Below are 17,402 nucleotides of genomic sequence, written 5' to 3'. Positions count from 1 at the left end.
GCTACCCCGGCATGATCTGGAGCACTTCACCAGATGTGAAACATTGGGCACCGCGAATTGTCACCCGGCTGACAACGGCGGTTCAGACGCGCCGGTCGCCGGGTCCGGCGAAGACCGCCGCCGCGCCCAGGCCCAGATAGACGAATCCGGTGGCGAACCTCTGTCGCCGCTGGAAGGCGGGCCTGCCCCGCAACCATCCGGCGATGGAGTCCGCGGCGAGCGCGTAGGAGATGTCGCTGACCACTCCTATCAATCCGGTGATGAGACCCATGACCGCGATCTGCGCGGCGACCGCGCCGGCCTCCCGGTCCACGAACTGCGGCAGGAACGCGAGGAAGAAGAGGATCACCTTGGGGTTGAGGATGTTGACGAGCACGCCGTCGAGGTAGACGCGGCCGAGCGGCAGCGGCCGCAGGTCGGGGGCGTCGTGGTCGGCGCGGCTGCGGAACGTGCGGATCGCCATGTAGACCAGGTACGCGGCGCCCGCGTACTTCACCACCCCGAACGCGGTGGCCGAGGCGGCGATCACGGCGGACAGGCCCGCGGCGGCGGCGGCCATGTGCACGAGCGTGCCCGTCTCGACGCCGAGCGCGGAGACGATCCCGGCGCGGCGGCCCTCGGCGATGCTGCGGGTGGTGATGTAAAGGTGGTTCGGCCCGGGGATGACGACCAGCGTCGTCGCCGCGAGCAGGAAGAGCAGCGGGTTGGTCATACGTCGGACGTTAGGGCCGCGGGCTGGTCCACGAGTAGGGCCAAACCCGCCCCGGATCAGTGGTCCATCCCCCGCGGGCAGGCGGGCCGGTCAGGCTCCGGCGGGGGCGGGGCCGACGGCCAGGGCGCCGGCGAGGACGAGGCGGCCGGACGTGCGGACCATGTGCCGGACCTCCTCGACCGGGCGGCGCAGCGAGGCGAGGCTGACCAGACCGGCGAGCAGGACGTGGCCGAGCACGACCTCGACCTCGTCGCCGTCGGGCAGCGGGTCGCCGATGGCGGTCGACAGCCGGTCGCGGACGAACAGGAACAGCACCGTGCGGGCGTCGTCGACGCTGGGGTCGTCGGAGGTCACGGCCTGGATGATGGCCGAGGTGAGGGTGAGCTCGGCCGCGGCGACCTCGACGATGCGCTCCAGCAGCGCGGTGAGCCGCTCCGCCGGGGTGTCGCCGATGGCCAGCGCGTCGATGTCGTCGGTGACCCGGTGCGCCCAGGTCGCGGCGACCTCGGTGAGGAGGTGGTCCTTGGTCGCGAAGTAGCGGTAGACCGTGGCCCTGGCCACGCCCGCGCGGTCGGCGACGTCGTGCATGGTGACGGCCGGGTAGCCGCCCTCGTACGCGAGCTCGCGCGCGGCCTCGAGCAGCCGTTCGCGCCGGACCTGCTGATCCTTGCTCAGCGTCCGCGTAACGGTGATCCGCACATCGCCGGTCAAGACTCGCCTCCTAAATGTGGCCGCCCCCATTCTCTCGCACATTTGTTTCGTTCCGGTCGCACACCGGAAATCAGCCGGGCCGAAGTCATTTCCCTTCGAAATCCGGGAGCGCGGGCAGGCGGCCCGCCGCGAGGGCTTCGGCGCGGGCGGTCAGGCCGGGCGCGTAGGCGTCGTGCGTGAGGATGAGGAACCGTTCGGCCCGGATGGCGTCGACGACGTGCCCGGCCACGTCCTCGGGCGGGATGCCGCCGGTGACGGTGTCGGCGATGACCTGGTCGACGAACGCCTCGGTGTCGGTCGGCGCGGACGCCGGCAGCCCGGCGGGCCGGTTGCGGCCGGACTCGTGGATGCGGGTGGTGACGCCGCCGGGGCAGAGCACGGACGCGCGCAGCTTGGACCCGGTGATGACGAACTCGTGCGCCAGGGTCTCGGCGGCGGCGTACGCGGCGAACTTGGAGATCGTGTAGGGGCTGGAGAACGGCGCCCCGAAGAGCCCGGCGACCGACGAGGTGACGACGACGTGTCCCTCGGTGTCCTGCTCGACCATGCGCGGGACGAACGCGCGGACGGTGTGCAGGACGCCCCAGAGGTTCACGCGCAGCACCCATTCGAAGTCGGCCGCCGAACGCGACCACATCTGGCCTCCGGCGAAGACGCCGGCGTTGGCGCAGAGCACGTGGGCCGCGCCGAACGCGTCGTACACGTGGTCGGCGAGCGCGGCCACGGCGGCCTCGTCTCCCACGTCGGTGACCTGCGACGTCACCGACCCGGCCGGGACTCCGTCGCCGTCGAGCAGGTCCCGGGTGCCGGCGAGCGCGTCCTCCTCGACGTCGGCGAGCGCGACGCGCATGCCCTCGGCGGCGAACCGCCGCGTCATCGCCCGGCCGATCCCGCTGCCCGCGCCGGTCACGACCGCGACCCGATCTTTGAGCTCCTCCACTTGCCGCCCACCTCCAGTGGCGTCAGGATGACAGGGACTTCGGCCTACCGCTTGCTTGGGTGAGACGCTAGCCTAGACGGCAGTCTCAATCCAGGGAGCCGCCCATGAAGGACCCCTCCCCGACGACAGGTGTCATCATCACCGGCGGAGCATCGGGAATCGGCGCGGCCAGCGCCCGCGCCCTGGCCGAAACCGGCCGCCCGGTCGCGCTCTGGGACCTCGCCGACCCCACCGCGCTCGCCAAGGAGATCGCCGGGACGTACGGCGTCGCCGCCCACCCCGTCACCATCGACGTCACCGACACCGCGGCCTTCCCCGCCACCCGCGCCGCGCTCGGCACCATCGGCGGCCTCGTGCACGCCGCCGGCACGCCGAGCCCGCATCCCGTCGGCGACCTCACCGAGGAACGCTGGGACTTCGTCCTCGACGTCAACCTGCGCGCCCAGGCCCTCCTCGCCCAGGAGCTCCTCGCCGACCTCAGGGCCAACCCCGGTTCGGCCATCGTCGGCATCAGCTCGATCGAGGCGTTCCTCGGCCAGGCGTTCATCCCCGCGTACTGCTCGTCCAAGGCCGGGCTGCTCGGCCTGACCCGCTCGCTCGCCCACCTGCTCGGCGGCGACGGCGTCCGGGTGAACGCGGTCTGCCCCGGCTACATCGACACCCCGATGTTGCGCGGCCAGACGCCCGCGGAGATGCTCGCCGGGTTCTCGCGCAAGGCGGTGCTGGGACGGCTCGGCGATCCGGCCGAGGTCGCCGGAGCGGTGCGGTTCCTGATGAGCGACGAGGCCGCGTTCATCACCGGGACGCACCTCACCGTGGACGGCGGAGCCACCGCGGTGGACCACTGACATGGGGCACTGACATGGACCTCTGGAGACTGCCATGACACGACCCCTCGAAGGCACCGCGGCCCTGGTCACCGGCGGCGGCAGCGGCATCGGCCTGGCCTGCGCCCGGCGGCTGGCCGCCGACGGCGCGGCCGTCACCCTCTGCGGCCGGACGGAGGAGCGCCTCGCCTCCGCCGCCAAGGAGATCGACGCCCCCGTCGAGGTCCGGCACGTCGTCGCCGACGTGACGGACGAGCAGCAGATCGCCGCCGCCGTCGCGTACGCGGCCGGGCCCGCCCCGCTCCGCGCGGTCGTGCACAGCGCGGGCGGCTCCACCTCGATCGGCCCCATCGGCGCGCTCGACACCGACGCCTGGCGGGCCACCCTGGAGCTCAACGCGACCGGCACGATGCTCACCCTCAAGCACGCGGCCGCCGCGATGGCCCGTACCGGCGGCGGCTCGTTCGTCGCCATCTCCTCCATCGCCAGCTCCAACACCCACCGGTGGTTCGGCGCGTACGGCGTCTCCAAGGCGGCCGTCGACCACCTCGTCGCGCTCGCCGCCGACGAGCTCGGCGGCGCCGGCATCCGCGTGAACGGCATCCGGCCGGGCCTGGTCCGCACCGAGCTCGTCGCCGGCATCGCCGAACCCGGCCCGATCCTGGACGACTACCTGGCCTGCATGCCGCTCGGCCGGATCGGCGAGCCCGAGGACATCGCCGAGGCGGCCCGCTTCCTCACCGGCCCCGAGTCGTCCTGGCTGACCGGCCAGGTCATCAACGTCGACGGCGGCCACCACCTGCGCCGCGGCCCCGACTACCGCGCCATGTTCGAGCCGATGTTCGGCGCCGACGCCCTCAACGGAATCCCCGGAGACCGACCCGAGGAGTGAGACCCGATGGCGGACCTCGTCATCAAGAACGCCCGTGTCGTCGACGGCACCGGCTCCGCCCCGTACCCCGCGAACGTCTCCGTCACCGACGGCCGGATCACCGGCGTCGGCCCCGGGTCCCCCGCCTCCGCCCACCGCGTCGTTGACGCCGACGGGGCCCTGCTCACCCCGGGCTTCGTGGACATCCACACCCACTACGACGGCCAGGCGACCTGGGACCCCGTCCTGGCGCCGTCCTCCCTGCACGGCGTCACCACCGCGGTCATGGGCAACTGCGGCGTCGGCTTCGCGCCCGCCGCGCCCGACCGGCACTCCTGGCTGATCGGGCTGATGGAGGGCGTCGAGGACATCCCCGGCAGCGCCCTCTCCGAGGGCATCAGCTGGGAGTGGGAGTCGTTCCCCGAGTACCTGGACGCGCTCGGCCGCCGCTCGTACACGATGGACCTCGGTACGCAGGTGCCGCACGGCGCGGTCCGCGCGTACGTGATGGGCGAGCGCGGCGCCCGCAACGAGCCCGCGAACGCCGACGACATCGCCGCGATGAAGGCCATCGTCAAGGAGGGCGTCGCGGCGGGCGCGCTCGGGTTCTCCACCTCGCGCACGCTCACCCACCAGGCGATCGACGGCGAGTACGTGCCCGGCACGTTCGCCGCCGAGGACGAGCTGTTCGGCATCGGCGAGGCGCTGGGCGAGCTCGGCACCGGCGTGTACGAGCTGGCCCCGGCGGGCGTGGCGGGCGAGGACGTCAACGCGCCCGCCAAGGAGGTCGCGTGGATGCGCCGCCTGTCGGCCGCCACCGGGCGCCCCGTCTCGTTCGCGCTGCTCCAGATCGACTCCGTCCCCGATCTGTGGCGAGAGCTGCTGGAGCTGTCGATGGCGTCCGACGCCCACCTCTACCCGCAGGTGGCGTCCCGCCCGTTCGGCATGCTCATCTCGCTGGAGTCGCTGCACGCGTTCGGCGACCACCCGGCGTACGTCGAGATGTCGCTGCTCCCCCTCGCCGAACGTGTCGCCCGCATGCGCGACCCCGCCGTCAAGGCGAGGATCCTCGCCGAGCGCCCGGCCCAGGAGGACATGCTGGCCGCCAGCGTGCGCGCCTTCCCCGAACGCCTCTACCCGCTCGCCGCGCACAACCCCGACTACGAGCCCGCGCCCGAGACCTCGCTCACCGCGCGGGCGGCGGCGGCCGGGCGCGACCCGATGGAGCTGCTGTACGACCTGCTGCTGGAGGACGACGGCCGCGCCATGTTCATGATGCCGCTGCTCAACTACGCGGGCGGCGACCTCGAGGCGCAGCGCGAGATGCTCACCCACCCGCGCGCCGTGCTCGGCCTCGGCGACGGCGGCGCGCACTGCGGCTTCATCTGCGACGCGTCCCTGCCGACGACGATGCTCGGGCACTGGGCGCGCGACCGCACGCGCGGCGCCAGGCTGCCGCTGGAGCACGTCGTCCGCATGATGACCCGCGACACCGCCCGCCTGTACGGGCTGAACGACCGCGGCGTGATCGCGCCGGGCATGAAGGCCGACCTCAACCTCATCGACTTCGACCGGGTGGCGCTGCGCCGCCCCGAGATGCTGCACGACCTGCCCGGTGGCGGGCGCCGCATCGTGCAGCGGGCCGAGGGATACCTGGCCACGTTCGTCAACGGCACGCAGGTGTCCGCCGACGGGGCGCACACCGGCGAACTGCCCGGCCGTCTCATCCGAGGAGCACGCTGATGACCGAGCTGACCGAACTGAGCGAGCTGAAGGTCGACCTGCTCGACGGCGACATGTACGCCGACGACCCGTGGTCGGTGTACGCGCGGCTGCGCGCCGAGGCGCCGGTCTACCACGACGCGGAGAACGGGCTGTACGGGATCTCCCGGCACGCCGACATCTTCGCGATCGAGCGCAACGCGAAGTTGTGGAGCAACGCCGGCGGCTACCGCCCGCAACTGCCGTCCGACCCGTCCATGATCGGCCACGACGACCCCGAGCACGCGCACCGCCGCCGCCTCGTCTACGACCGCTTCACCCCGCGCGGGGTCGCGCGCTACGAGGAGCGGATCCGGGCGACCGCCGTGGAGTGCGTCGAGACCGCGCTGGAAACCGGCACGGTGGACGCGATCGAGGCGCTCGCCGCGCCGCTGCCGGCGCGGGTCATCGGCTGGCTGCTCGGCTTCCCCGAGGACGCCTGGCCGCAGATCGTGCGGTGGTCGGCGGCGGCGGGCCTGGCGGGCGGCGGGCAGCGCTACATCACCGACGACGCCACGATCGCCGCCGGCGAGTTCGCGCTCGCGGTGCTGGAGATGGCCAAGGAGCGGCGCGGCTGCCCTTCCGAGGACCTGCTGTCGGTGTGGTCGAACGTCGGCCCCGGGCAGCCGGAGTACGACGACGAGCACCTGGCCCACGAGGCGCTGCTGCTGCTCGTCGGCGGCGCCGAGACGACCCGTACGGTCATCGCCAACGGCATCGACACGCTGATCCAGCACCCTGACCAGTGGCGGCTGCTGCGCGAGGACCCGTCGCTGCTGCCGGGCGCGATCGAGGAGATGATCCGCTGGACGACCCCGATCCTCAACATGTGCCGGGTGCCCAGGCGCGACACCGAACTGCACGGCGTCACCATCCGCGAGGGCGAGCAGGTCCTGCTGATGTACGGGTCGGCCAACCGCGACGAGACGGTCTTCGACTCCCCCGACACCTTCGACGTGCGGCGGGCGCCCGGCGACCACATCGCGTTCGGGCTCGGCGCGCACTTCTGCCTCGGCGCCTCCCTCGCGAGACTGGAGCTGAAGATCTTCTTCGAGGAGTACCTGGCGCGCGTCGGCACCGCCGAACGGGCCGACGACGAGGGGCCGCGGCTCTTCCGCAACGCCTTCTTCCGCGGGATCGACTCCTACCCCGTCACCCTCGCCCGGGCCGCCTCGTGACAGGTCCGGAAGGTCCAGGGCGTTCGTTCAACCTGGCGGACCTGTTCGAAGTGGTGGCCGGCGCGTGCCCCGACCGCCTCGCGCTGGTCGCGGCGGGCGGGCCGCCGGACGTCCGGCTCACCTACCGCGAGCTGGACGAACGCGCCAACCGCGCGGCCCACCACCTGCGCGCCGCCGGCGTCGGCCCCGGCGACCACGTCGGCGTCCTGGCGTACAACCGGGCCGAGTGGCTGGAGTCGATGATCGCGTGCTTCAAGCTGCGGGCCGCGCCGGTCAACGTCAACTACCGGTACGTGGCCGACGAGCTGACCCACCTGCTGGGCGACTCCGAGTGCACGGCGCTCATCGCCGAGCCCGACCTCCTGGCCAACGTCGACCGTGCCCGCCTCCCGCTGCTCCGCCACGTCCTCACCATCGGCGACGACTACGAGAAGGCCCTGGCCGCCGCCTCACCGGCCCGCCCTCCGGGCGAACGCTCGTCCGACGACCCGTACGTCCTCTACACGGGCGGTACGACCGGCCTGCCCAAGGGCGTTCTTTGGCGGTGCGAGGACATCTTCGTGGCGGCGATGGGCGGCGGCAATTTCGGCGGCCCGCCCGTCGAGACGCCCGAGGCCCTCGCCACGTGCGCCGACCGCGACCCGCTCCGCGCCCAGGTCCACGCCCCGCTCATGCACGGCGGCGGCCAGTGGATCAGCTGGATCACCCTCACCACCGGCGGCACCGTCGTCCTGTGGACCGGCCGCCGCTTCGACGCCCGCGCCGCCCTCGCCCTGGCCGCCCGCGAGCGGTCGCAGATCCTCATGCTGGTCGGCAACGGGATGGCCCAGCCGATCGCCGACGAACTCGCCACCGGCGTCCACGAGGACCTCGCCGTCTTCGCGTTCGGCTCCGGTGGCGCCCCGCTCTCCCCCGACATCAGGGAACGCCTGCTGGCCGCCGTCCCGGACGCCTACGTCAGCGACAACCTGGGGGGCTCGGAGACCGGCGCCATGGGCGCCTCCGCCGGACCCGGCCGCTTCGCCCTGGGCCCCGAGTTCGCCGTCCTGGACCCCGACGGCCTCACCCCCGTCGCCGCCGGCCAGGAGGGCATCGTCGCCCGCACCGGCCACATCCCCACCGCGTACTGGAACGACCCCGCCAAGACCGCCGCCACATTCGTCACCGACCCCGGGGGCCGCCGCTGGGCCCTCCAGGGCGACCACGCCCGCGTGGAGCCCGACGGCACCGTCACCCTCCTGGGCCGTGGTTCCCTGGTCATCAACACCGGCGGAGAGAAGGTCTTCGCCGAGGAGGTCGAGACCGTCCTCCGCGACCACCCCTCGGTCTCCGACGCCATGGTCATAGGCGTCCCCGACCCCCGCCTGGGACACCAGGTGACGGCCGTGGTCTGCGGCGCCCCCGCCACCGAGGCCCTCACCGCCCACTGCCGCGCCCACCTGGCCGGCTACAAGGTCCCCCGGACCTTCCACTACGTGGAAACCATCAAGAGAACCCCCGTAGGCAAACCCGACTACACCTGGGCCCGCACGATCGCAGGACCCTAGCCTCCGCGCGCCCTCGGGCCGCCGCGGACGCCTCGGGCCACAAGTACGGGATGGCCCCGCTCGGCGTCGGCTGGGTGGTGTGGCGGGAGCCCGGGCTGCTGCCCGAAGAGCTCATCTTCAAGGTGAACTACCTGGGCGGCGACATGCCCACGTTCGCGCTCAACTTCTCCCGGCCGGGCGGGGAGATCGTGGCACAGTACTACCTGTTCCTGCGGCTGGGGCGGGGTGGATACCGCCGGGTGTACGAGGCGTGCGCCGACACCGCGCGGTACCTGGCCGGCGAGATCGGGAAGATGGGGCCGTTCCGGCTGCTGTACGACGGCCAGGGCGCGCTGCCCGCCGTCTCGTACACGCCTGACGCACGGCGTTCCCGACGACGCCGCCCGGACGGGGTTCCACCACTGAGGGTCCACGCCGGGCGTATGCCCTGGTCGGGCGGCCCTTGAGCCAAAGCGCTCTCGATGTTCTCGATCGTCTATACGATGCGCGGGACCCCCATCTCGGGAGACCTGCATGGAGATCGTGTCGTCGGTGGCGGCCGTTCGCTGGGCCCGCGTCATCGCGGTGGGGGTCAGCTGCGGGTTCGCGTTCGGCGGCTATGTCGGGATCGTCAATGCGGAGCCGGGAGGAAAGCCGGCGGCGTTCGTCCTGCTGACCGTGCTGCTGGTCCTTCACCTGCGGAACTGCATCCGCTGGTCGGAGGACGCGCGGGTGCGGGGCTGGCAGTGGACGCTGGCCGCTCAGGTGGCCCTCACGGCCGTGGGCATGGTCTGGTACGCGTCCACCTGGTATGGAAACTCGGGGTTCCTGGCGGCGGCGTTCCTGCTTCTCATCCGCCGGCGGTGGGTGGCGTGGGGCGGGTTCGCGCTGGTGATCGCGGCGCAGTTCGCCGCCGCGTTGCCGGTCCGGCCGACGGTCGCCGAGGCGGCCTATCTGGCGGTCGGGCACGCGGCGTTCGTCGGAGTCGCGTTGTACGGGGTCGCCCGGCTGGCCGACCTGGTCAGCGACATGCGGCGGACCAGAGACCAGCTCGCGACGGCCGAGGTGGCGCGCGAACGGCTGGTGTTCGCGCGGCAGCTGAACGAACGGGTGGGCGCGAGCCTCGAGCGGGTCATCCGCGACGGGGCGACGGGGGACCCGCCGGCGATCAGGCGGCGGCTGGACGTGGCGCGGGCGGCGCTGAACGAGACGCGGTCGGTGGCCCACGGGTACGGGCGCGAGCACCTCGCGGGCCCGCCGGTGGCGGATGATCTGACGTCCGGGGTGGTGGCGGGTCTCGGGGCCGCGACGATCTGCCTCATGATCGTGCCCGCGCAGCTGCGGCGGTTCCTGCGCGTCGACCTGAGCGTGCCGGAGACGGCGGTGTTCTTCGTGGCGCTCATCGCGTTCGTCCTGCTGTTCCTTCGTGCCTGCGCCCCTGCGGGCCGTCCGCCGTGGACGTTGATCATTTTCGTGCCGGCCCTGGGCCCGCTGCTCCTCTTCGATCCGTCGCTGTGGCACCTGATCTACTATCTGCCGGGCGTCGTGCTGGTCGTTCTGGGCGGGTGGGCACGGTGGGCCGTGGCGATCCCGCTGATCTGCCTGGATCCGCTGCTCATGGTCTGGGACGCGCAACTCGGCGACCCGACCGCGCTGGGGATGGCCTACGAGATCGTGTGGTCCGCCGAGCGGGCGCTGGTCGTGTACGGGTTGGTCCGCATGGGCGAGCTGGCCCTGCGGGTCAGGGAGGCGCGGGCCGAGCTGGCCCGCGTGGCGGTGGCGCGCGAGCGGCTCCGGTTCGCGGCCGATCTGCACGACCTGCTCGGTCTGGGGCTGTCGGTGGTCGTGCTCAAGAGCGAGCTGGCGCTGCGGTTGAGGGAGCGGGATCCCGAACGAGCCGGCGTCGAGCTGTCCGAGGCCCTGGCGGCGGCCCGCCGGGCCCTGTCGGACCTGGAGGCGGTCGTGGCCGGGCACGGCGAGATCGCGCTGGCGGCGGAGGCCGAGTCCACCCGCACGGCGCTCTCAGCGGCCGGCATCGAGGTGTCCGGGTCGGTCCAGCCCGTGGAGCTGCCGGCGGAGACCGACATGCTCCTCGCCACCGTGCTGCGCGAAGGGGTCACCAACGTGCTGCGGCACAGTGAGGCCGATCGTTGTGAGCTGGTCGTCGAGGTGGCCGGGCAGAGCGTCCGGCTGCGCCTGGTCAACGACGGTGTCGTGGCCCGGGCCGCCGCCCCGGGCGTGGGGCTGAAGAATCTGGCACGAAGGGTGCGGGACGTGGGCGGGACGCTGACCGCCGGCCAGGACGGGGACGGCTTCCGGCTGGCGGTGGCGGTGCCGCTACAGCCAGCCCTGATCGGTCGCGATGCGGATCGCGTCGATGCGGTTCCTGGCGTTCAGCTTCATGACGGCCGACGACAGGTAGTTGCGGACGGTGCCCCGGGTTAGCGAGAGGGCACGGGCGATGTCGTCCGCCTCCGCGCCGGTCGCCGACAACCGGAGCACATCGGCCTCACGCGCGGTGAGGGGAGTGTCCGCCCGTTCGAGCTCGGCGAGGGCGAGCTGAGGGTCGACCACCCGTTCCCCCGCGACGGCCTTGCGGATCGCGCCGATGAGGTCGTCGGCCGGTGCGTGCTTGAGAAGGAACGCCGAGATTCCCGCGGCCAGCCCGCGGCGCAGGTATCCGGGCCTGCCGAGGCCGGTCAGGACGACCGTCCGGCAGGCCGGGAACCTCGTGTGGAGCTCGGCGGCGGCGTCCAGGCCGTCCATGCCGGGCAGGTCGATGTCGAGCACCGCCACATCGGGGCGGGTCCGCTCGGCCACGGCGACGATCTGGTCGCCGCGCTCGACCGCGGCCACCACCTCGATGTCGTCCTCGAGCCCGAGGACGGTGACCAGCGTCTCCCGCAGGATGCGGACGTCCTCGGCGACCATCACACGGATCATGTGAGTCCTTCACATGGAAGTGCTGAAACCGGTTACTACCGGCGGATTCTTCGGATTGCGAGTCTAATCACGCCCGCACCGGAGGCACTGACCCAAACGGAGGAAACCATGCGCAAGCTCATCGCCTCGACGTACGCCACGCTCGACGGCTTCATCGACAACCCCCACGAATGGTCGCTGGAGTACTCCGAGGAGAAGGCCCAGACCGCCACCTTCGCCATGACCACGGCCGCCGACGCGCTCCTGCTCGGCCGCGTCACCTACGAGGGCATGGCGCAGGCCTGGCCGAACATGGGCGGCGATCCCTTCGCGGACCACGTCAACTCCATGGCCAAGTACGTCGTCGCCTCCGAGCCGGTGGACACCTCCGCCTGGAGCCCCACCACGGTCATCGACGGACACGACCTCGCCGGGGCGGTGACCGACCTCAAGAAGCAGGAGGGCGGCGACATCCTGGTCTGGGGCAACGGCCGCCTGACCGACGGCCTGGCCGCCGCCGGGCTCCTGGACGAGTACAAGATCTGGCTCTGCCCGGTCATCAAGGGCTCCGGCGAGCCGCTGTTCCGCCCCGACAGCGCCGGAGCCGTCGAGCTGGTCGACACCATCACCTTCCCGAGCGGAGTCGTCCTCCTCACCTACCGCCCCGTCGCCGGCTGAGACGGTCGGGATCGTCCGGCCACGCGGCCCCCGGACCACCGCGGAAGGCCGGGCCGCCAGGCCCGGCCCTCCCGCTCAGTCCTCGATGGTGATGCCCAGGGACGAGGTGAGGGCGTCCAGCAGGCTCATGGCGTCGGCACTGGCCACGATGGCGCCGTCGAAGCTGGTCACGCCCCGCACGCCGTTCAGGTCGCAGCCGGAGAACCGGACCGCGTTCATCGTGACGTTGCTGAACTGGGTGGCGACGAGCTTGCAGCGCTCGAACCGGACGTTGTGCAGCTCGGCCTGCTGGAAGTCGGTCTCCGCCAGGTTGCAGTCCTGGAAGACCACGTCCCGCAGGTGGGTGAACCGGAGATTCGCCAGGTCGATCCGGCAGCCGTCGAAGACGACGTCCCGCAGACCGCCCTCGGGCATGTGCAGGCCGGTCATCCGGCAGTTGGTGACGGCGGCGTTGAAGATCCGGGAATTGAACAGCCGCCCGTTCGCCAGGTCACAGCCCTGGAAGACGACGTCGGCGAAGCCCGCCCGGTGAACGACGACCCCGGCGAAGCGCGTCTGGTCGAACCGGCACCGTTCGAACTCGACGTCCTCGGCCTCGTTGCCGATGACCGTCACCTGCCCGTACTCCAGAGACAGGTACTTGCCATCATGCGCCAGCTCGGTGTCGGCGTCGGTCGCCGAGGTGAGCGTCTTCGGGAGCCTGGGCGGCTTGGGTGCCCTGGCGGGAGGAACCGCTGCCGAACGTCCGCGCATGCCGTCGACCCTACTGAGCCGGCCCGGCCGAGGCTCAAGCGGCCACGGTCGGACGGAGGCGGCGTACGCCGCTGCTCTGCCGGTTTCGTGGCGCGTCGGCGCCGGCAGGGCGGCGCCGGCAAGGCTGAACCGGCCGAGGCGCTCGTCAGCGTTTGGTGGCTTGGACGATCGCCGAGTGCAGGCCGCCGCCCGCGTCCGTGGTGGGGGTGACCTGGACGTCCGTGAAGCCGGTCTCGGTCAGGAGCCGCTCGTACTCGGTGGCCGTGAGAGTGCCCCGGGCGCATCCGACCCGGGCCTCGGCGGTGGCTCGCTCGCCGGGGTCGAGGCCCTCGTCTGCGATGACGTCGCTGATGCCGAGGCGTCCGCCGGGGCGGAGGACGCGGAGGACTTCGGCGAGCACCCGGGGTTTGTCGGCGGACAGGTTGATGACGCAGTTGGAGATGACGACGTCGGTGGAGGCGTCGGGGAGCGGGACGTCCTCGATGCGGCCCTGGAGGAAGCGCGCGTTGCCGATTCCGGCCTGGGCGGCGTTGGCGCGGGCGAGGACGAGCATGTCGGGGCTGGCGTCCAGGCCGTAGGCGGTGCCGGTGGGTCCGACGCGGCGGGCGGACAGGAGGACGTCGAGGCCGCCGCCGGAGCCGAGGTCGAGGACGGTCTCGCCGGGCCGCAGGTCGGCGACGGCCAGCGGGTTGCCGCAGCCGAGGCTGGCGCGGAACGCGGCTTCGGGGATGCCGGTCTCGGTGCTGTACGCGGCGGCGCCGAAACAGCCGTCCTCGAAGTCGCCGGGTTCGCAGTCGAGGGGTGTGCCGCCTGCCTGGGCGAGGCGGGCGAGGCCGGAGTAACGGTCGACGACCTGGTCGGCGGGGGTGGAGTCGGTCATTGCGAATCTCCCTCGGTAGGGACGGCGCAGTCCGGGGTGGCGGGCGCGGGGCGGCCCATGACGATGTCGGCGGCGGAGGGGAAGCAGTCCACGCAGACGTCGTTGATCCGGTAGAAGGAGGCGGTCCCGCGCCGTTCGACCAGCACGAACCGCACCTCGGCCAGCACCTTCAGGTGGTTGGACACGGTGGACTGCCCGACGTCGACCTGGTCGACGATCTCACCGACGTTCATCGGACGTCCCTGGCGGGCGAGCAGGGAGACGATCTGTACGCGGGTCGGGTCGGCGAGCGCCTTGAACCAGGTGGCGTACTCGGTCGCGGTAGGCCGGTCCAGCGGCCCCTTCTCATTCTTCATCGTCCATCGACGATAAACGATGGAAAGGCTCCGGGGAAGCCCCGGACGCGAACGCCGTCGGCGGGCTGGAGCGTCAGGTGGCCGTGGGGGCGAGTTCGGCGAGGAGTGCGCGGACCCAGGCGTCGATCTGGTCGCGGATGGGGCGTACCTGATCGACCGGAAGGCCCGCGGGATCAGGGAGCCGCCAGCCGAGGTAGCGCTCGCCGGGGAAGACCGGGCAGACGTCGCCGCAGCCCATGGTGATGACGACGTCGGCGGCCCGGACACCTTCGGCGGTCAGCATCGGCAACGACACCCCGCCGATCTCCACCGTGGACAGCGCCTCCTCCAGGCCGGGGACGCCCCGGCCCAGCAGCAGGCCACCGCCACGGCGGCCGAAACGTGCGCCGGGCGGGCTTCGGTGGTCATGAGGACGACAGGGCGCCGGCGCGAGGCCCCAGGAGCGTCGACAACGTCGTCAGCGTGCCGGGGTTGAGCCAGTAGTAGACCCACGTTCCGCGCCGTTCGGAGTCGATCAGCCCGGCCCGTTTGAGCACCTTCAGATGGTGGCTGATCGTCGGGTCGCTCAGCTCGAACGCGGCGGTCAGGTCGCACACGCACGCCTCACCGCCCTCGTGGCACGCGATCAGCGAGAGCAGCCGCAACCGCACCGGGTCGCCGAGCGCCTTGAACAGCGGCGCCAGCTCGGCCGCCTCGTCCTGGCCCAGCGGGTCGCACGCCAGCGACGTGCAGCACTCCCCCGTGGACACCGGGGTCACGTCCAGGACCGGCAGCTCTTGTTTCGACATACTTCTAATTTGACATCCATCTATGCCCTGGCGCAAGCTGGCACCACGGTCTGATTAGACAGACATCGAAACAGGAGGCCAGGATGTCTCGCATCCAGCTCGCTCTGCGCGTGTCCGACCTGGAAGGCTCGATCGCCTTCTACTCCAAGCTGTTCGGCTCCGAGCCCGCCAAGCTTCGGCCCGGCTACGCCAACTTCGCCATCACCGAGCCGCCGCTCAAGCTCGTCCTCATCGAGGGCGAGGACGGCGAGCCCACCCGCATGGACCACCTCGGCGTCGAGGTCGAGGACTCCGGCATCGTCAACGACGCCGCCCAGCGCCTCGCGAGCGCGGGCCTGGCCACCCTGGAGGAGAACGACACCGAGTGTTGCTACGCACTCCAGGACAAGGTCTGGGTCCACGGCCCCGGCGGCGAGCCCTGGGAGGTGTACGTCGTGAAGGCCGACGCCGACACCCTGGCGAAAGCCGAAGACTCCGCCTGCTGCGGCACTACCGACGCCGAACCCGCCCCGGCCAAGGCGGCATCAGCCTGCTGCTGACGGCCCCTGGCCCTACTGAGGTGGGGCCTGGGCCAGCGAGAGGCCGTTGCCATCAGGATCGAGGACCACGACATGGCGTACGCCGTTGCCGTAGGTCTCGACCGGCTCGTGGGCGATGCGATGCGCGGCCAGCCGGGCGAGGATGTCGTCCAGGTCGGTCACGCCCAGCGTGAGCATGGCCTTGCCCACCCCGTCGGCGCGAACGTCCCGGTCGTCGATGACGACCCAGGCGTTCTCGCCGACCTGCCACAGGTGCTCCTCGCCGATGACCTCGTCCGCGGGCCGGCCCAAGAAGACCCCGTACCACTCCAGGGCCCTGGCGGTGTCACTCACCGAGATGACGCTGTACAGATCCACTCACACCCTCCTCGTCTCGGAAGGCAGACCACGTCCACCCCCGAAACTCATCGAAGCCTCGAGCGCTACCAGGTCTCGATGAACGGCTCACCCAGTTCGTCGATGGCCACGCGGTCCTCCTCTGCCAGGATCGTGATCATCCTCTCGGCCTCGGCCACGGTGACGTAGCGGCAACGGAGGGTGCGCCGCTCGGGGTTCGGGGAGTCGAGCTTGAGCTTTCCGTCCGCAGTCCATACGACCTGAACGCAGCCTTCGGAGCGGCCGACGAAACCGGCGAAGTTGCGCGGATACGGCGCCACGTCAGGGGAACGTGAACACGTTCGGCGGGGTCACCGCTCCAGCCGGGGTCGAAGCCGTGACCCCTGAGCGCCGCGACGACCGCCTCGCCGATTCCCGCGGCGCTCTCGCCGTCACCGAAGGAACCGAAGGCCAGATCGCAGCCGGCTCCGGCGACGGCGTTCTCCATGTCCTGCCGATGAGCGAAGACGTAGCCGCGACGCTCCCGGCCGTCCGGCACGACCTCGCCGATCTCGCTCGTTCCACAACTCAGGCAGCAGGAGAAATCGGCGAGCGCGACGATGCCGGTGGCGTTCAGGTCACCGAACGCGCGCAGGAAACGGTCAGAGTCGAGGACGTCCGGCCAGGTGCTCTGGTCCTCCATGTACGACTCGAACTCCTTGGTCACCGTCGCGGCGACGTCGTCGGAGTCGGAGTCGGAGTCGGAGTCACCCTCATGCCTCTCACACTGGTTGAGAATGCCCCGGTGGCTGTCCCGCCCCAGGGCAAGCCGAAACCTGACGAAGTCGTGCAGCTCAGTGATCATGCCCGCGAGTATCACGAACCCGCGGAACGCCCCGCAGCAGATGACGAGTTCCAGCCAACCTGCCACCCCCGACCACCCGCGCCACCAACCCGCGGGCACCGAGGCCAAGGCGCTCAGCTTGCTCAGGTGGCAGGACGGGGCGGCGGGTTCTGGGGGCGGTGCCGGTGGAGGCGCGGGGCCCGGGCGGCCATTGGGGAGTTGCGGGAAGTGCTGGCGTTGACGGCTCTGGCGGTATGGGGAATCACAGAGTTGTTCCGCCCTGCTCGTCGCGAGTCATCCTGTCCTGGCATCCAGCCGGGAGAACGCCTCATAAAGGGTTCGCGCTACGGGTGCTTCAGCGGTCCGGGGTGTTGCGGGGTGGGTGGCCGTGGTGGGTGAGGATCTGGGCCAGGGCGGGGAGGTGGCGGGCGGGGTCTCGGTCGCTTTTGAAGGCGATGGACAAATGGCCTGTGGCCAAGGGGATGACGAGCTGGTCGAAATGGCCGTAGGAGACGACGAGATAGCGGAGGCCGCCGCGGTCGAGGTCGCCCCACTGGCCGGCCAGAGTGATCAGTGTGGGGTTGACCAGGAGTTCCTCGTAACGTTCGCCGCCTTCGGGCGCGTCGGCGCGGGAACGTGCCATCACGTTCTGGCCTGAGCCCAGGGCCACGTGGCGGATGTCCGGGGAAATGGCGAAGACGTCGTCGTGAAGGTCGGGCGGCGTTCTCACCGGGTCACCGGGTCCCGACAGGGACAGGCCGAAGTGGTGACCTCGGGGCAGAGTGGACGCCATGGAACGAG

The 17,402-nt window shown here is 71.6% G+C and carries 21 protein-coding genes; 9 read left to right on the top strand and 12 right to left on the bottom strand.

The genetic code is table 11. The annotated features are described in order from the left end of the window. Nucleotides 1-82: 82 nt before the first annotated feature. The 3 genes from ABZ810_RS08230 to ABZ810_RS08220 all read right to left on the bottom strand — a co-directional run bounded on the left by ABZ810_RS08230 (nucleotide 83) and on the right by ABZ810_RS08220 (nucleotide 2,363). Entirely contained in the window at nucleotides 83-712 is a 630-nt protein-coding gene (locus ABZ810_RS08230; RefSeq protein ID WP_358400810.1) for a LysE family translocator, read from the bottom strand. A gap of 90 nt (nucleotides 713-802) precedes the next feature. Then, the gene (locus tag ABZ810_RS08225; protein ID WP_358400807.1) at nucleotides 803-1,423 is read right to left on the bottom strand and encodes a TetR/AcrR family transcriptional regulator; all 621 of its coding nucleotides are present in this window, start codon (nucleotides 1,421-1,423) and stop codon (nucleotides 803-805) included. An 85-nt stretch (nucleotides 1,424-1,508) separates the two neighbouring features. Next, nucleotides 1,509-2,363 (bottom strand): SDR family NAD(P)-dependent oxidoreductase, encoded by an 855-nt coding sequence (locus ABZ810_RS08220; protein ID WP_358400804.1) that lies wholly within the window; start codon nucleotides 2,361-2,363, stop codon nucleotides 1,509-1,511. A 104-nt stretch (nucleotides 2,364-2,467) separates the two neighbouring features. Between ABZ810_RS08220 and ABZ810_RS08215 the strand changes: the two genes are divergently transcribed. From ABZ810_RS08215 to ABZ810_RS08185, 7 genes are all read left to right on the top strand, one after another. Further along, nucleotides 2,468-3,211: an SDR family oxidoreductase gene (locus ABZ810_RS08215; RefSeq protein ID WP_358400802.1), complete on the top strand. Its 744-nt coding sequence runs from the start codon at nucleotides 2,468-2,470 to the stop codon at nucleotides 3,209-3,211. 34 nt (nucleotides 3,212-3,245) lie between these two features. Next, the gene (locus ABZ810_RS08210) at nucleotides 3,246-4,082 is read left to right on the top strand and encodes an SDR family oxidoreductase (RefSeq protein ID WP_358400800.1); all 837 of its coding nucleotides are present in this window, start codon (nucleotides 3,246-3,248) and stop codon (nucleotides 4,080-4,082) included. Between the two features lie 6 nt (nucleotides 4,083-4,088). Next, the gene (locus ABZ810_RS08205) at nucleotides 4,089-5,804 is read left to right on the top strand and encodes an amidohydrolase family protein (protein WP_358400798.1); all 1,716 of its coding nucleotides are present in this window, start codon (nucleotides 4,089-4,091) and stop codon (nucleotides 5,802-5,804) included. Continuing rightward, nucleotides 5,804-7,000: a cytochrome P450 gene (locus tag ABZ810_RS08200; protein WP_358400796.1), complete on the top strand. Its 1,197-nt coding sequence runs from the start codon at nucleotides 5,804-5,806 to the stop codon at nucleotides 6,998-7,000. The genes ABZ810_RS08205 and ABZ810_RS08200 overlap by 1 nt, the downstream gene beginning before the upstream one ends. Then, complete coding sequence (locus tag ABZ810_RS08195) at nucleotides 6,997-8,547, top strand: AMP-binding protein (protein WP_358400794.1); 1,551 nt, start codon at nucleotides 6,997-6,999, stop codon at nucleotides 8,545-8,547. Before ABZ810_RS08200 ends, ABZ810_RS08195 begins: the two co-directional genes overlap by 4 nt. Continuing rightward, the gene (locus ABZ810_RS08190) at nucleotides 8,520-8,993 is read left to right on the top strand and encodes a pyridoxal-dependent decarboxylase (protein ID WP_358401700.1); all 474 of its coding nucleotides are present in this window, start codon (nucleotides 8,520-8,522) and stop codon (nucleotides 8,991-8,993) included. The genes ABZ810_RS08195 and ABZ810_RS08190 overlap by 28 nt, the downstream gene beginning before the upstream one ends. 67 nt (nucleotides 8,994-9,060) lie before the next feature. Next, a complete protein-coding gene (locus ABZ810_RS08185; RefSeq protein ID WP_358400791.1) occupies nucleotides 9,061-10,971 on the top strand; it encodes a histidine kinase in 1,911 nt (636 codons plus the stop codon). On the opposite strand, the gene ABZ810_RS08180 is transcribed toward ABZ810_RS08185, so the two are convergent. Next, complete coding sequence (locus tag ABZ810_RS08180) at nucleotides 10,864-11,469, bottom strand: response regulator transcription factor (protein ID WP_358400789.1); 606 nt, start codon at nucleotides 11,467-11,469, stop codon at nucleotides 10,864-10,866. The two genes, ABZ810_RS08185 and ABZ810_RS08180, sit on opposite strands and share 108 nt — an antisense overlap. 108 nt (nucleotides 11,470-11,577) lie before the next feature. On the opposite strand from ABZ810_RS08180, the gene ABZ810_RS08175 reads away from it, so the two are divergent. Then, a complete protein-coding gene (locus ABZ810_RS08175; protein ID WP_358400786.1) occupies nucleotides 11,578-12,126 on the top strand; it encodes a dihydrofolate reductase family protein in 549 nt (182 codons plus the stop codon). A gap of 75 nt (nucleotides 12,127-12,201) precedes the next feature. Here the strand turns inward: ABZ810_RS08175 and ABZ810_RS08170 are convergent, their stop codons facing one another. The 5 genes from ABZ810_RS08170 to ABZ810_RS08150 form a co-directional block, all read right to left on the bottom strand. Further along, nucleotides 12,202-12,879 (bottom strand): pentapeptide repeat-containing protein, encoded by a 678-nt coding sequence (locus tag ABZ810_RS08170; RefSeq protein WP_358400784.1) that lies wholly within the window; start codon nucleotides 12,877-12,879, stop codon nucleotides 12,202-12,204. A gap of 145 nt (nucleotides 12,880-13,024) precedes the next feature. Then, nucleotides 13,025-13,759 carry a methyltransferase domain-containing protein gene (locus ABZ810_RS08165; RefSeq protein ID WP_358400781.1) on the bottom strand — a complete coding sequence of 245 codons (735 nt, stop codon included), beginning with the start codon at nucleotides 13,757-13,759 and terminating at the stop codon, nucleotides 13,025-13,027. Continuing rightward, the gene (locus ABZ810_RS08160; RefSeq protein ID WP_358400779.1) at nucleotides 13,756-14,115 is read right to left on the bottom strand and encodes a metalloregulator ArsR/SmtB family transcription factor; all 360 of its coding nucleotides are present in this window, start codon (nucleotides 14,113-14,115) and stop codon (nucleotides 13,756-13,758) included. The genes ABZ810_RS08165 and ABZ810_RS08160 overlap by 4 nt, the downstream gene beginning before the upstream one ends. 73 nt (nucleotides 14,116-14,188) lie before the next feature. Next, a complete protein-coding gene (locus tag ABZ810_RS08155; protein WP_358400776.1) occupies nucleotides 14,189-14,425 on the bottom strand; it encodes a hypothetical protein in 237 nt (78 codons plus the stop codon). A 94-nt stretch (nucleotides 14,426-14,519) separates the two neighbouring features. Further along, nucleotides 14,520-14,903: a metalloregulator ArsR/SmtB family transcription factor gene (locus ABZ810_RS08150; RefSeq protein ID WP_358400774.1), complete on the bottom strand. Its 384-nt coding sequence runs from the start codon at nucleotides 14,901-14,903 to the stop codon at nucleotides 14,520-14,522. An 83-nt stretch (nucleotides 14,904-14,986) separates the two neighbouring features. On the opposite strand from ABZ810_RS08150, the gene ABZ810_RS08145 reads away from it, so the two are divergent. After that, entirely contained in the window at nucleotides 14,987-15,442 is a 456-nt protein-coding gene (locus tag ABZ810_RS08145) for an ArsI/CadI family heavy metal resistance metalloenzyme (RefSeq protein WP_358400772.1), read from the top strand. A 12-nt stretch (nucleotides 15,443-15,454) separates the two neighbouring features. On the opposite strand, the gene ABZ810_RS08140 is transcribed toward ABZ810_RS08145, so the two are convergent. From ABZ810_RS08140 to ABZ810_RS08130, 3 genes are all read right to left on the bottom strand, one after another. After that, a complete protein-coding gene (locus tag ABZ810_RS08140) occupies nucleotides 15,455-15,799 on the bottom strand; it encodes a VOC family protein (protein ID WP_358400769.1) in 345 nt (114 codons plus the stop codon). A 136-nt stretch (nucleotides 15,800-15,935) separates the two neighbouring features. Further along, nucleotides 15,936-16,622 (bottom strand): hypothetical protein, encoded by a 687-nt coding sequence (locus tag ABZ810_RS08135; RefSeq protein WP_358400766.1) that lies wholly within the window; start codon nucleotides 16,620-16,622, stop codon nucleotides 15,936-15,938. A gap of 334 nt (nucleotides 16,623-16,956) precedes the next feature. Next, entirely contained in the window at nucleotides 16,957-17,394 is a 438-nt protein-coding gene (locus ABZ810_RS08130) for a hypothetical protein (RefSeq protein ID WP_358400764.1), read from the bottom strand. Nucleotides 17,395-17,402: the final 8 nt, after the last annotated feature.

Origin of the sequence: Spirillospora sp. NPDC047279 (assembly GCF_040643285.1) — a bacterium.
Taxonomy (GTDB): Bacteria; Actinomycetota; Actinomycetes; order Streptosporangiales; family Streptosporangiaceae; genus Spirillospora.
This window is presented reverse-complemented; position numbering and strand designations above follow the sequence as displayed.